Origin of the sequence: Haemophilus sputorum CCUG 13788 (genome assembly GCF_000238795.1) — a bacterium.
Lineage (GTDB): Bacteria > Pseudomonadota > Gammaproteobacteria > Enterobacterales > Pasteurellaceae > Haemophilus_A > Haemophilus_A sputorum.
On the sequence record NZ_AFNK01000053.1, the window covers coordinates 115284 to 128466 of the forward strand.

Consider the following 13183-nt stretch of genomic DNA (forward strand, 5'->3'; position numbering starts at 1 on the left):
AAGGTATTGGCATATTCTTAAAGTCCTCTCAATATTGGTATCTTCTTTCTTATAGGGAGATACCAAAAATTTAAGCGCATAATGGCAATAACCATACCGCGGTTTGTTTGGTCTTGTTCGATGTCATAACTCATTAAGCTACAAGTATCGAGTAAGTCAGAAAAAGCCCACTGTTTCGTAGCGGTGGGCTTTTTTATTATTTAAATGATTTTTTTAGTTCTTCCTTTACGATTTCTTCTGCGATTTTCATTGCTCGTTCTTCGCCTGCTTTAAATCCTTTTTCCATATAGCCACGACCTTTCATTTTAACTGTGCCGTATTCTACCATCCACCAGTAGAAAGGGTCTGTTTTGTCTCGGGTATTTTCCCCAACTCTGGCCATTCTTCTGCCTTTCGTTCTCATTACGCGAATTGTTGTAATGCCGCTTAAACCATCTTTCGCTACTTTTGTTTTATGCCTAACGTTATTCTTTATCGTTCCTTTTTGGCGAAAATCAGTGCTTTTATTTAACACTGGAACCTGTGGCTTAATTGATTTTTCAAGCGAATTAGCTGCGCTATTAAGGCCTTTTCTAACTGCTTTTCTGGTATTCTTTTTTACCTCTTTTACGAGCTTTTTTAAATTTCCCTCTAACTCTTTTAATCCTGTTATTTTTGTAACCATTAGTAGTTGCTCCTTATAAATTAATTCCATTAAATTCAGCAAGCGCGTTTTTATGTTCTTCTGAAAGCTCAAAGATTAAATCGCCATATTCTAATTGATAAGTTCCAAAAGACATTAGAAAAGCGACTGCGGGGTCTATCTTGTTTGCTGCCTTTTTCTTATTAGGCTTGATATTAGCGTTCGCATCTGTTTCCATAACAACATTTGATAGCGCCCAAGCAAGCACAGGGTCGCCGTTATGTTCTATCATTTGTCTATTTATCAATACTTCAGCACTTTTAGCTACTGGGCTGAACCGCTGATAGGTTTGCGGGAATGGTTCAACTTCAAGCCCTGCAGTTTGTAATTGTGTGCGTAAATGGGTTGCGTTCCATACATCAAAGCCAATCATTTTTATATTAAAGCGTTCGGCATCTTTTAGAATATCGTCTCTGATTTTGTCATAATCGATACAATCGCCCTCTGTAACAATTAACCACCCGCTACGCACCCAGTTTCGATATATAGCACGGTTTTTATTAGCCACGTTATTAAGCTGAAATTCTGGAATGTAATGCCGTGTAAACAAGCGGGCTTTATTTCCATGAGGGAACGTATAACAAAGGCTGGTTAAGTCGTTAGTACTTGATAAATCTAAGCCTAAATAGCAATCTTGGTGCAGTAAATCGCTATCTGTGTATTGTCGTTGACATTGCGCCCAGTTCCCCTCGCCTAGCCATGGGGTCGTTCCTTGACACCATACATTAAAGCGCTTGGTTAACATCTCCACCCATTCAGATGGAATGCCTCGTGCTTTCTTGATAGTGTTCTCAAAATCAAGGTAAGGAATGGATTTGCCTATATTGGGATTTGCTTTTATCCAGTTTTCAGGGTTGTCTATTTCGTTTCCTTCGTCTAGCTCAAAGATTAAAACAAACAAGCTGTCATTCTGTTCATTTCCGTCTAGGATTTGCGCGCAATAATCATAGTGTTGTTTACAAGCTGAAATAACATTGCTTCCAGCAGTTGTGATAGCAAAGAGCAAGCCTTCTGGGCGAGCGCCTTGTCCTAGCTCTAAAGCACTATAAACGCTATTATCTGTGTGTAAGTGGTATTCATCTACAATAGCAAGGCTTGGATTCGTTCCCTCAATAGTTGAAGATTTAGCGGCAAGCGGTCGCATAATACTATTGCTTTTAGGGTTGATTAGCTTGTGTTGTTGAATGTTAAGGCGTTTCTTTAGTGGGGCAGAAAGTAAGCACATTTGGCGAGCATCATCAAAAACGATTCTAGCTTGGTCTCGGCTTACTGCTGCGGTGTAAATATCTTGTTGGCCATCTTCTACCAATAGAAACCAGTTAGCTAATACGGCTGCTACGGTTGATTTAGCGTTCTTTCTTGCTACTTGAATATAAGCAGAGCGATACTTTCTCAAGCCTGTATCTTTGCGCTTAAAGCCTAATATGTTAGCAAATAAAAACACTTGCCAATCTGAAAGAATAATAGGCTGACCGCGCAAATGTCCTTTAACGTGCGGGCATAGTTTAGAAAAGGCGAGGAATTTATTTACCACGTTTTCATCAAAGAAATAATCGGGGTTCTCTAAATCGCTAAAATAACGCTCTACGGCTTGTTTTATCTTCTTACAAGCCACTATCTCGCCTGTTCTTACTTTCTCTGCGTATGCTTGCCAGATTGCCATTTTCTACCTACATTGTAAGCACTTGATCGAACATATCTGCCGCTTCTACCTCAATAGGATTTTTTCTGCGGCTTACTGGGTCAAATCCTAAAAGAGATGACATTTTAACCATCACTTTTTCCGCATCAGCTTTAGCAGAAAGAGCAGGGTTGCGAGATTGCGTGCCTTGACTATTTACGATTGAAAAGCCGTTTTTGTGAATATCTTCTACTGCCGCGCGAAAGAGTGAATAATTTACGCAATATAATTCGAGATGAATTAAGTCTGCTTCTTCAATATCTCCACGTTCGAGAAGTTGCGGGATTCTGTCTTTCCATACAGCTTTTGCGATTGGGTCTAAAAAGCTAGGTGGGTTGTGTGTTTTTTTCTTGTTCTTTGTTGTCATTGCGTGTCCTTATTTTCAAAAAAAATGCCGTGCGTAAAAATTTAAGGGGGCGGGCGGTTCTTTAGGCTTGCTACTTTCTTTTAAAACTCCCCCCACCTTGTGTGTGAGAGGGTATCAGGAAATGGCTGATACCCCACTAAAAAGCGGTTGTTTTGGCTTGAATGATGATGCCCTAGAGGTTATAACGACCTCTCCTCAATTTTGAGGGCAGCTTTATTTTTTAGCTCCATAACTCAACTGTTACCATATAACCACAGTTGCAGAAGATACCCGTTCTTTTCTGTTTGTCTCTGATTAGTTGTGGTCATATGACCATAACTCAACTGTGGTCATAATAACCATAATTCAGTTGTACACTTATGTACTCAACTCAACTGTGTACATATGTTCATACTTCAATTGTTTCGATATCAAAACGGTTCACTTCTTCGCCCCAAATCCTCGTTTATCAATTACCCTTGTCTTGTAGCTATGGCAATCTCTACAAAGTGCTTGATGGTTATCTTCTACCCAGAATAGTGGGTCCGCTTGTCCGTTCTCTACTGGCGTTATATGGTCTATTACAGTTGCGGGTGTGTAGATTCCTTTCTTGAGGCACATTACACAGAGCGGGTGAAGCCGTAAGTATTTCAAGCGGTATTTGCTCCACGCATAGTTATATCCGCGAGCGCTGCTGCTTACTCTTGTATCCTTTGGCTTATGTTCTTCGCATCTGCCAGACTTAACCTTATTTTTACAGTTAGGGTAACTGCATCTTCTTAACGGTTGGTAAGGCATAAGTACCTCAATAGATAGCGGGTTCTCTGTACACTTCCCACAATGCTTTAATCGTCATTGGGATTACTGCTTGCGCTGTGTCGGTAGTCATTTCTCGGCTTGTGTATAAAAGCCCGATATAAAGCAAGCAGCCTACTTTGATTGCTGGAGAAAATGGAATAGTGGTTTCCGTTTTGGTTTCTCCAAAAGTTTTCCCTATATGCGTTTGGCATACTTCGAGCGCTGCTGCCTTGTAGCCCTCAAGCAAGTCATCATCTAAATCATGATCTATATTTAAATGCTGTTTTACTTCATCAATAGTTAAATCAATATTCAGCATGAGCTTCTCCCTCTTTACACATTAACTGTAATTCTCTATGCGCTTCCATGCTGTCAATTACGGAATAAATAGCTAAAAGACGATTTCCATATTTAACCCGCATTTTATTTGTAATGCCTTCAAGATAACGAATGCGAATGCGGATAATGTTTTCCCCCATTTGAAAAGGTCCACTAAAATACTCTCGTCCTTGTAGTGGCTCTACGCTTGCCCGCACTGTTGCAACATTTCGCCAAACAGCCTTATTTTCTCCATACTGATTAGCGGCTTGTTCTCTTTTATAGTCTCGCTTTTGAATGGTAACTACCTTGTTATATTTGCCGGCTTTAATCATTCTGCCCATATATACCTCATTCTTTATTTCCGCTATTAGCACGTTTAACTTCTACAGTTTGTTTCCATGCTTGACTGAATTCATCGCCTCCAGCATAAGGCGCAAGTCCTTCTCGTCTGCGTACTTCATTAGGGGACATTACGCCCGCTTTTATAGCTACATCATAGCTACTGAATCGCTCGCTCTGGCTTGTTCGCAATAAGTCGCTGGTGTCAAACTCAATTAAAAAGCGCTTTTTGCTATTACTTGTTAAGTCAATCATGAGCGCATCTTTTAATTGTTGCTCAAAGTTAGTTAGCCACGGTCTTAATGTTTGAGATAGAAAAGCTCGGCTTGCTTCGCTGAAGTTCGCATAGCTACTATTTGAATAGTCCTGTAAGAAAATTGGGCTGATGTTGTAGATTCGAGCAATATCAGAAATAGTAAAGGTTCGGCTCTGTAACCATTCTGCATCTTGGTTTGTCATACCTAGCTGCTTATATTCCATTGAGCCTTCAAGGATTGGGGTTTTCCCTGCGTTCTTCGCACCTTTGAAACGCTCTAGCGCTTCCATTGCTTTTCGCCCTTTTGCTTCATCTAGCCAATCAGCAGTAGAGATTAAGCCGCTAGCCATTAAGCCGTTTTTCATAATGGCTGAACCGTGTCGCTGTTGTGCTAAACCTAGTCCAACTGTTTCACGGCAAATAGCAATAGGCGAGCGCCCCATAAATCCATCTAAAGAGCTATGGCGCAAATGTAAGACTTCATCTTGAAGATAGTTTTTTGTAACTCCGTTTAAGTCTGTGATTTGATAAATGTATTCGCCAGTTGTTTTCTGATAGATGTTTACTGCGCTAGGTTGATACGGTGTTAGGCTTACTGGCTCGCCCTTATGATTCCATTCAATAACGGCATACGCGTTGCCAGTTAATAAGCAATGGCGCATCATCGTATATTTAAACTGGTAAGGTGTTTGATTGCGGTTCGGCATTTCATTAAGCAGATATTCTACTGGGTGCTGATAAACTCTTTCGCGGCCATCTTCTTTTAATGAATACAAATAGCAAGGCATAGAAGCCACAGCCTCTGCAATTACTGTTACAGCATTCATTACAGCGGGTAAGGCTTCTGCGGTTTGAGGGCTGACAAATTCCCCCGCACCTGTATTACTTACGTTCATATAAGATAAAAGCTCATCAACACTAAGTGTTGCGCTGCGTTGTTCTTTTCGTCTAAATGGATTCCACATTCTACGCCTCCATAACTTCTAACCAGCGTTTAAAGTGTGAGGCTGATTTACTGCTTGCTTGCCCTTTAGCAGCAGCCATTGAGCGCTTGGCGATTTCTACACTACTTTCTGGGTAAGCTGGAATGCTTGTTACTGTAATTTCAAACAGTTCTGCTTTAAGTACTGTTCTTTGGCAAGGCTCGGTATCAAACTTCCATTCTTCTTGAGTTGCGTAGAAGCCAAAAGACATTCCTGTAATATCGCCTCGAGCAACACTAACTAATAAATCTTTCCCTAGTGTCGTATCTGGTGGGGTAAGCTCAAAACGTAAACCGATAGAATCTTCTTCAAGTTTTAACGTTCCTGCGCTTGTTCGTCCTAGTAGCTTGGTGTAATCGTGTTCAAAGAGTGCGCGAATATCTTCGCTACTTGCTAGGCTTTCGCTAAATGCGTTTGGAGCAAAAAGCTCTACAAAATCACAGTAAAGCACTTGAGAGGGGCTATTCCATTTAACAGCGTAACCAACTAGCTTTTGATTTTCTTCATCAGTTGAAAGGGTTGTTGAGCGGATTTCAAATTCTTGTTTCATATGCTACCTATTAAGCAAAAAGGGGCTTACGCCCCCTTTATGGTTTATGCTGTAGTTTCAATTACTTTAATCGCATTTGAATCGACCACGCCACCGCCTAAGTATTTATCGGTGTGTACTTTGTAGAAGCCCGCTTCTGTTAGGTTGTCTGGGCGAGTTCTTACGCCTGTTTCATGATCTACAATGAAGTAACCGCGCTTGAAGTCACCAAAAGCAATTACTGGTTTATTCACGCCGCCTGTTGGCATTGTTTCTAAGAAATATACTGGACGGCCTAATAAAGTTGCTGGTGCATCTGCTGTTAAACCATCGCGCCAGATATAATCGCCGTTTTTGTTTTTGAGTTTCTGTAATACTGCTGCAATAGTAGATGACATTACCCAAACTGCATTTTTACGGTATTTGCTATGAAGCATATAGAAAGCATCAATTAAATTATCAGCATCAATTTTAGCTACGCCAGCCACTTCGATTTTTTGAAGTTTGCCGAATTGTCGAGTTTTGTCATCTTCGGTTGTGCGGTCATAAGCTAAGAAGCCTTTTGCTTTCTTGTTACCATCGCCAGAGGTTAAGTCAACTTCTTCCGTTTCGGTAAAGGTTTCAGCAATTTCATCAGTTAACCAGCCTAAAACATCAATGCTAGAGAAGTCTAAAATCTCTTGCGTAGTTTTCGGGTAAGCATAGATAGAATTTAATGCGATAGTAACTTCATGGAGTTTAGGCGTTGTAGTGCCAGCGCGTGCCGTTCCCTCTGTGCCATGCGTTACAGTTGCACCACCTGCGGAAACAAGTTTTTTGTATTCTTTAGCACCCATAGGCAAGCGCACCACATTACAAAGCTGACGCATCACGCTATCGTCTGTTAAGCGTTTCATCACTTCTTTGTCTAACTGTGGAATAACTGAATAGCCACCATCTTCGCCGTTAGTAGTTGTTAAATTGCGAAGCTCGCCGGTTTTAATGTAATGGCGTAACTCATCATTTGAGTGTTGTTTTGTGCTACGTTGTTCCACAGAGTGCGCTTGCCCTTCAAGGCTGCGTTCTTCATCTGCTACGGTTTCGTATTTACTGATTTCATCGCTCATTTGCTTAATCAAATCTTTTAACTTCTCAAAGTCCGCTGATTCAGCTTCATTTAAAGAGCGGTTTTCTTTTTCTGCTTTCTCAAGCATTGCTCGCATTTCTGCTACTTTTTCTGCCTTTTGTTGGCGTAACTCTAATAATTTTTTAAACATAACTTTCCCCTTAATCGTTGTAACTTACTGCGAACAGAAGAGTAGATGAAACCCAAGTCGCTTGTTCTTCGTCATATTCATAACGATAACCTTTCAACGAAACACTATCTAACGAATCAAATTCCGTGCTAGTCATAACATTACTAACTATTTCGGCCACCGAATCTAATTCATCTTCTCCAGCATTAGGCGGAAAGTAAATTCCAATGTTTAACGTGGCATCAAAACCACTTTCACAAGTAGTGATTTCTTCTGATTCAATGTTTTCTAAATAAACTGCAATCGCTGGACATTGCTCGCTTGCGTTTAATCGCAGTAATCTACCACTATAAAAACGCTTCATCTTTTCTAATAAATGAGGTTTAAGCGTTGCGATTGTTTCAGTTCTGATTTTTTTATGAATAAGCATATTCAGTCCTTATAATCATCTTAATTAAGACGGCTACAATTAGCCCATAAAACAATATAAGCACTAAAAAGATAAAGTAAATAGTATAAAATTTGAGCGGTTAGCTACGTTAAAAGTAGTTGAGTAGATAAAATTTGTTTGCTTCTTTTTTGTACAAATAAAAGAAAATATAAGTAAAAACTAAGATAATTATAGGAAAAATAGAGATGACGACTTAATGACGGGTTAATGACGACTTAATGACGGGTTAATGACGACTTAATGACGGGTTTATAATATGTAAGTTATTGATTTATATATATTTTTTATAAAAACATGACGGCATGACGACTTTATAAGAAAAAAATCTAACTTCTATATTTAAAAAAATAATCAGTAACTAGCTATCTAAGGATTGGAGCATTCAGTTTTTCCTTATGTAACCACGATTGTAACCACGAAATAAATAGATAAGGAAAAATCCTTTAATATCAGAGTGTTAAATGCTAAGGTCGAGTCCGACCACTGCACCAAAAACCTGTCTTTTATAGTCTTTCCTGTTGCATATTGTCTTTAAAATCAAATAGTTACAATCTTTTATTGTTGCTTATTGTTTCATATTGTTGCCTATTATCCTAACTTTACTGATCCCTTGAATGATCCCTTGAGAAAGGTTGTTTTTCAAGGGATCACTAAAATTCTAAAAAAATTGTAGAAAATAAGCGCATTTTAATCAATTGCTTATTTTTTATTCTATTTTAGGTGATTTTTATGGCAATTAGATTTACTGGACTCACCTCAATAAAAATTGACGGCATTCTGAAAATGCCAAAATTGTTACTAGAAAACCTCTATTAAATTTTATAAAAACTTCAAGAGAAAACGCCATATTTAATCAATTTTTTAAATTGATTTGATAGATTTCAATTGGTAAAAGCTTTTTATATTATGTTTAGCGAAATTTATTTCAAGCTAATACTATTTTTATAAGGAGTTTTCTATGAGTTCTAAATGCCCTTTTTCGCATTTTAGCAGCACCACCTTAACAATGGGTAATGGTGCGCCTGTTGCTGATAACCAAAACAGTTTAACAGCTGGCCCGCGTGGTCCACTACTTGCACAGGATTTATGGCTAAATGAAAAATTAGCAGATTTTGTACGTGAAGTTATTCCAGAGCGCCGCATGCATGCAAAAGGTTCTGGCGCATTCGGGACATTCACTGTTACAAACGATATTACTAAATACACGCGTGCAAAAATTTTTAGTGAAGTAGGCAAAAAAACAGAAATGTTTGCTCGATTTACTACTGTTGCTGGTGAACGTGGTGCTGCTGATGCTGAAAGAGATATTCGTGGTTTCGCGTTAAAATTCTATACCGAAGAAGGTAACTGGGACTTAGTGGGTAACAACACACCAGTATTCTTCCTACGTGATCCACGTAAATTCCCTGACTTAAATAAAGCAGTAAAACGTGATCCGCGAACCAATATGCGTTCAGCAACTAACAACTGGGATTTCTGGACATTATTACCAGAAGCATTGCACCAAGTAACCATTGTGATGAGTGATCGTGGTATTCCAGCAAGCTATCGCCATATGCATGGATTTGGTTCACACACTTACAGTTTATGGAATGAAGCAGGTGAGCGTTTCTGGGTGAAATTCCACTTCCGTACACAACAAGGTATTAAAAACTTAACAGATGCAGAAGCAGCAGCTGTCATTGCAAATGATCGTGAAAGTCACCAACGTGATTTATATGAAGCCATTGAACGTGGCGATTTTCCTAAATGGACATTATATGTACAAATTATGCCTGAAGCGGATGCAGAAAAAGTGCCTTATCATCCATTCGATTTAACTAAAGTGTGGCCGAAAAAAGATTATCCGTTAATTGAGGTAGGAGAGTTTGAGCTTAACCGTAATCCTGAAAACTTCTTTGCTGATGTAGAGCAATCAGCATTTGCACCAAGCAATTTAGTTCCAGGTATCGGCGTAAGTCCAGATAAGATGTTACAAGCTCGTTTATTCAACTATGCAGACGCACAACGTTATCGTTTAGGTGTGAACTATCGTCAAATTCCAGTAAACCGTCCACGTTGCCCTGTTCATAGTAATCAACGTGATGGCCAAGGGCGTGTAGACGGCAACTACGGCAGCTTACCACACTACGAGCCAAACAGCTTCAGCCAATGGCAACAACAACCAGACTTTGCTGAACCACCACTTCGCATTAATGGTGATGCAGCACACTGGGATTATCGTAACGATGATCATGACTACTTCAGCCAACCGCGAGCATTATTTAACTTAATGAATGCAGAACAAAAACAAGCGTTATTCAATAACACTGCAGCTGCAATGGGAGATGCCCCTGATTTTATCAAATATCGTCATATTCGTAACTGTCACTGGTGTGATCCTGCGTATGGTGAAGGTGTTGCAAAAGCATTAGGACTAACCGTTGAAGATGCATTAAAAGCACGAGAAGCAGATCCTGCTTTAGGTCAAGCTAGTTTGCTCTAATCTGAGTTTTGGTCTTTTTGATAAATGTAGATCGCATTGCAATTGCAAAAATACCTGAAAATCTGACCGCTTTTTATAAGAAAATCCCCTAAATGCTTAATCTAGGGGATTTTGGCTTTAAATAATATGCTGTTTATTTCAAACCTTTTTTAACCAAATCTTCATAACCGCCATGATTGGTTACATTGGTATAGCCTGCATTTTTCAGCTCAGTAAGCGCGATTTCTGCACGACGACCACTACGGCAATAAAGGTTAATCGGTTCATCTTTAGCTGATCCAAGCGCTTTAACGCCTTCAACAATTTTATCGTGTGGAATATTCAAAGCATTTTGCAAATGGCCAGAGTTAAATTCCTCCGCAGAACGCACATCAATCCAAACGCCTTTTGCTTTTTCTGGTTGTACTGTGCTTGATTCTGTTTGTGGTGCAGTATTTGCATGAGCAACAAAAGAGGTGGTAATGGCAACCGCTGAAATTGCTACAGCGAGTAATTTTTTCATCATTCAATCTCCATTAAATAGAAAATAATAGGTTTGTTTAATCGTTTATCTAGCGTTCATAATACTCCTAAATAGAATGATAATAAACGATGAATTAAGCAAAAACGTTCGGAAATCTAACCGCACTTTAAAAGAGAAAAGCCGTCTGAAAAATGACTTTTAAACGGTCTTTGGAAGAGAGATGTTAATAGGAGAAAGAGCAGCCTTCGTAGGCTAGAATTTTACAATCTTTTGCGTCTTTAGCTTTGCATAATTTTCCTTTTAGGGATTGCTTACTGAGGTTAGAGATATCTAGTAGCAGTACTTCTTTATATTTATACCTCCAAAGTATGATCTATTTCAAACTTCTAACGTAAACCGTTTGCGAAACAAGCGGTTTTTTTTTATCTTAATATTCCCATCAAATTGCATAAGGAGTTGTTATGACCCACGCTGAACTGTTTGGTGAAGGTGTCAATTTAATGTTTTCCGGTATGGGATTTGTGATGATTTTTTTATTCATCCTTATCTATGCTATTAAGTGGATGTCTTTACTGATCAACCGATATTTCCCTGAACCTATTGTTGCTCCAATTCCGCCTAAGCCTGCTGCAACAATCCCTCAAGCAGCTAATGATATTGAACGGTTGCGTCCTGTTATTGCAGCAGCCATTGCCCATCATAGAAAAAAACAAGGTTTGTAAAAATAAAAAGGAATAAATTATGACGAATACAACGAAAAAAATTGCGATTACCGATGTCGTTTTACGCGATGCGCATCAATCTTTATTTGCGACCCGTTTACGTTTGGACGATATGCTTCCTATTGCAGCAGAGTTAGATAAAATCGGTTTTTGGTCTTTAGAAGCTTGGGGTGGTGCAACCTTTGATAGCTGTATCCGCTTTTTAGGGGAAGATCCTTGGGTACGTTTACGTGAATTGAAAAAAGCGATTCCGAATACGCCGTTACAAATGTTACTACGTGGACAGAATTTATTAGGTTATCGCCATTATGCGGACGATGTTGTCGATAAATTTGTTGAGCGTTCTGTGGCAAATGGTATGAATGTATTCCGCGTGTTTGATGCATTAAATGACCCGCGTAATATGAAACAGGCACTACAAGCGGTCAAAAAACAGGGCGGTCATGCACAAGGTACATTAAGTTATACCACCAGCCCAGTTCATACGTTACAAACTTGGTTAGATGTAACTGAGCAGCTTTTAGAAATCGGCATTGATTCTTTAGTGATTAAAGATATGTCTGGTATTTTAACGCCGCTAGCAGCAGAAGAATTGGTGCGTGCAATTAAAAAACAATTTGATGTGGAATTACATTTACATTGCCATTCTACGACAGGTATGGCTGAAATGGCGTTATTAAAAGCGATTGAAGCGGGTGTTGACGGAGTTGATACTTCTATTTCATCTATGTCTGGTACTTATGGCCATCCAGCAACGGAATCTATTGTGGCAACCTTACAAGGTAGTCGTTTTGATACTGGATTAGATATTTTAGCGTTAGAGCGAATTTCTGCTTATTTCCGCGATGTTCGTAAAAAATATGCACAATTTGAAGGTCAGCTTCGTGGTATTGATAGCCGAATTTTAGTCGCACAAGTTCCTGGCGGCATGCTAACTAATCTTGAAAATCAACTTAAACAGCAAAATGCATCAGATAAGTTAGATCAGGTATTGCAAGAGATTCCAAAAGTTCGTCAAGAATTAGGTTATATTCCGCTAGTAACACCAACTTCACAAATTGTTGGTACACAATCTGTGATGAATGTGTTGATGGGCGAACGTTATAAAACGATTGCAAAAGAAACTGCAGGGATTTTAAAAGGCGAGTACGGAAAAACGCCAGCGCCGGTTGATGCTGCATTACAGGCTCGAGTATTAGAAGGTGCTCAACCCATTACTGACAGACCGGCAGATCATATTGCACCAGAATGGGAAAAATTAGCCCAAGAAGTGACAGCTCAAGCAAAAGAAAAAGGCATTACGCTTGCAGAAAATGCAGTAGACGATGTTTTAATTGTTGCGTTATTCCAACAAGTGGGCTGGAAATTCTTAGAAAATCGTCATAATCCAGCGGCGTTTGAACCAGCGCCAACTGGCAAAGAAATTGCAAAAAATAGTGAAAAACCGACCGCTTCTCATGCGCCTCAATCTCCGGCAGTTTATACCATTGAAGTTGAAGGTAAAGCCTTTGTTGTGAAAGTGAGCGAAGGTGGCGATATTACGCATATCGCACCAACGAGTGCGCTACAAGCGGCAGCACCTGTGGCAGCCCAACCTGCGCCAGCTGCAAGTGCGAATGCTGAGCCGGTTAAAGCGCCAATGGCGGGAACTATCCTCAAAGTTGAAGTGACTGAAGGACAACAAGTTGCTGAAGGCGATGTCTTGTTAATTTTAGAAGCCATGAAGATGGAAACACAAATTTGTGCAGCGAAAGCAGGCGTAGTACAAGGCATTAGTGTTAAACAAGGCGATGTAGTGGCAGTTGAGCAAGTCATGATGAGCTTAGCTTAATTTTTCAAATATCTCGTAAAGGTGGCTTTGTCGCCTTTACAAAGTAGTCATTACGTTGCTA

At 39.6% G+C, this 13183-nt stretch carries 14 protein-coding genes; 3 read left to right on the forward strand and 11 right to left on the reverse strand.

The annotated features are described in order from the left end of the window. Positions 1–196: 196 nt before the first annotated feature. From HSP_RS0107320 to gpU, 10 genes are all read right to left on the reverse strand, one after another. The gene (locus HSP_RS0107320; RefSeq protein WP_007524623.1) at positions 197–664 is read right to left on the reverse strand and encodes an HK97-gp10 family putative phage morphogenesis protein; all 468 of its coding nucleotides are present in this window, start codon (positions 662–664) and stop codon (positions 197–199) included. Positions 665–677: 13 nt separating this feature from the next. After that, complete coding sequence (locus HSP_RS0107325) at positions 678–2345, reverse strand: terminase large subunit (protein ID WP_007525146.1); 1668 nt, start codon at positions 2343–2345, stop codon at positions 678–680. Between the two features lie 7 nt (positions 2346–2352). Next, the gene (locus tag HSP_RS0107330) at positions 2353–2730 is read right to left on the reverse strand and encodes a phage terminase small subunit P27 family (protein ID WP_007524682.1); all 378 of its coding nucleotides are present in this window, start codon (positions 2728–2730) and stop codon (positions 2353–2355) included. Positions 2731–3150: 420 nt separating this feature from the next. Further along, positions 3151–3507: an HNH endonuclease signature motif containing protein gene (locus tag HSP_RS11230; protein ID WP_010129717.1), complete on the reverse strand. Its 357-nt coding sequence runs from the start codon at positions 3505–3507 to the stop codon at positions 3151–3153. A gap of 7 nt (positions 3508–3514) precedes the next feature. Further along, a complete protein-coding gene (locus tag HSP_RS0107340) occupies positions 3515–3826 on the reverse strand; it encodes a head-tail connector protein (protein ID WP_007524113.1) in 312 nt (103 codons plus the stop codon). After that, positions 3813–4169, reverse strand: coding sequence for a phage head closure protein (locus HSP_RS0107345; RefSeq protein ID WP_007524361.1), 357 nt, complete (start codon positions 4167–4169; stop codon positions 3813–3815). The genes HSP_RS0107340 and HSP_RS0107345 overlap by 14 nt, the downstream gene beginning before the upstream one ends. Positions 4170–4176: 7 nt before the next feature. Then, positions 4177–5388, reverse strand: coding sequence for a phage portal protein (locus tag HSP_RS0107350; RefSeq protein WP_007525321.1), 1212 nt, complete (start codon positions 5386–5388; stop codon positions 4177–4179). 1 nt (position 5389) lies between these two features. Then, entirely contained in the window at positions 5390–5956 is a 567-nt protein-coding gene (locus HSP_RS0107355; RefSeq protein ID WP_007525430.1) for an HK97 family phage prohead protease, read from the reverse strand. A gap of 44 nt (positions 5957–6000) precedes the next feature. After that, a complete protein-coding gene (locus HSP_RS0107360) occupies positions 6001–7191 on the reverse strand; it encodes a phage major capsid protein (RefSeq protein ID WP_007525147.1) in 1191 nt (396 codons plus the stop codon). A gap of 10 nt (positions 7192–7201) precedes the next feature. Further along, positions 7202–7600 (reverse strand): phage tail terminator protein, encoded by a 399-nt coding sequence (gene gpU / locus HSP_RS0107365; protein WP_007524463.1) that lies wholly within the window; start codon positions 7598–7600, stop codon positions 7202–7204. 979 nt (positions 7601–8579) lie between these two features. On the opposite strand from gpU, the gene HSP_RS0107370 reads away from it, so the two are divergent. Continuing rightward, positions 8580–10106, forward strand: a complete 1527-nt coding sequence (locus HSP_RS0107370) for a catalase (protein ID WP_007524914.1) — start codon at positions 8580–8582, stop codon at positions 10104–10106. A 133-nt stretch (positions 10107–10239) separates the two neighbouring features. On the opposite strand, the gene HSP_RS0107375 is transcribed toward HSP_RS0107370, so the two are convergent. Then, positions 10240–10608, reverse strand: a complete 369-nt coding sequence (locus HSP_RS0107375; RefSeq protein WP_010129720.1) for a rhodanese-like domain-containing protein — start codon at positions 10606–10608, stop codon at positions 10240–10242. Between the two features lie 422 nt (positions 10609–11030). Between HSP_RS0107375 and HSP_RS0107380 the strand changes: the two genes are divergently transcribed. Both HSP_RS0107380 and oadA read left to right on the forward strand, forming a co-directional pair. Continuing rightward, positions 11031–11291 (forward strand): oxaloacetate decarboxylase subunit gamma, encoded by a 261-nt coding sequence (locus tag HSP_RS0107380; RefSeq protein ID WP_007524830.1) that lies wholly within the window; start codon positions 11031–11033, stop codon positions 11289–11291. A gap of 19 nt (positions 11292–11310) precedes the next feature. Further along, entirely contained in the window at positions 11311–13122 is a 1812-nt protein-coding gene (gene oadA / locus HSP_RS0107385) for a sodium-extruding oxaloacetate decarboxylase subunit alpha (RefSeq protein ID WP_007525445.1), read from the forward strand. Positions 13123–13183: the final 61 nt, after the last annotated feature.

Coding starts and splice junctions, on each gene's coding strand:
- HSP_RS0107380 (WP_007524830.1), top strand. CDS start 11,031: ATGACCCACGCTGAACTGTTTGGTGAAGGTGTCAATTTAATGTTTTCC.
- HSP_RS0107355 (WP_007525430.1), bottom strand. CDS start 5,956: ATGAAACAAGAATTTGAAATCCGCTCAACAACCCTTTCAACTGATGAA.
- HSP_RS0107340 (WP_007524113.1), bottom strand. CDS start 3,826: ATGCTGAATATTGATTTAACTATTGATGAAGTAAAACAGCATTTAAAT.
- HSP_RS0107350 (WP_007525321.1), bottom strand. CDS start 5,388: ATGTGGAATCCATTTAGACGAAAAGAACAACGCAGCGCAACACTTAGT.
- HSP_RS0107330 (WP_007524682.1), bottom strand. CDS start 2,730: ATGACAACAAAGAACAAGAAAAAAACACACAACCCACCTAGCTTTTTA.
- HSP_RS11230 (WP_010129717.1), bottom strand. CDS start 3,507: ATGCCTTACCAACCGTTAAGAAGATGCAGTTACCCTAACTGTAAAAAT.
- gpU (WP_007524463.1), bottom strand. CDS start 7,600: ATGCTTATTCATAAAAAAATCAGAACTGAAACAATCGCAACGCTTAAA.
- HSP_RS0107345 (WP_007524361.1), bottom strand. CDS start 4,169: ATGGGCAGAATGATTAAAGCCGGCAAATATAACAAGGTAGTTACCATT.
- oadA (WP_007525445.1), top strand. CDS start 11,311: ATGACGAATACAACGAAAAAAATTGCGATTACCGATGTCGTTTTACGC.
- HSP_RS0107360 (WP_007525147.1), bottom strand. CDS start 7,191: ATGTTTAAAAAATTATTAGAGTTACGCCAACAAAAGGCAGAAAAAGTA.
- HSP_RS0107370 (WP_007524914.1), top strand. CDS start 8,580: ATGAGTTCTAAATGCCCTTTTTCGCATTTTAGCAGCACCACCTTAACA.
- HSP_RS0107320 (WP_007524623.1), bottom strand. CDS start 664: ATGGTTACAAAAATAACAGGATTAAAAGAGTTAGAGGGAAATTTAAAA.
- HSP_RS0107375 (WP_010129720.1), bottom strand. CDS start 10,608: ATGAAAAAATTACTCGCTGTAGCAATTTCAGCGGTTGCCATTACCACC.
- HSP_RS0107325 (WP_007525146.1), bottom strand. CDS start 2,345: ATGGCAATCTGGCAAGCATACGCAGAGAAAGTAAGAACAGGCGAGATA.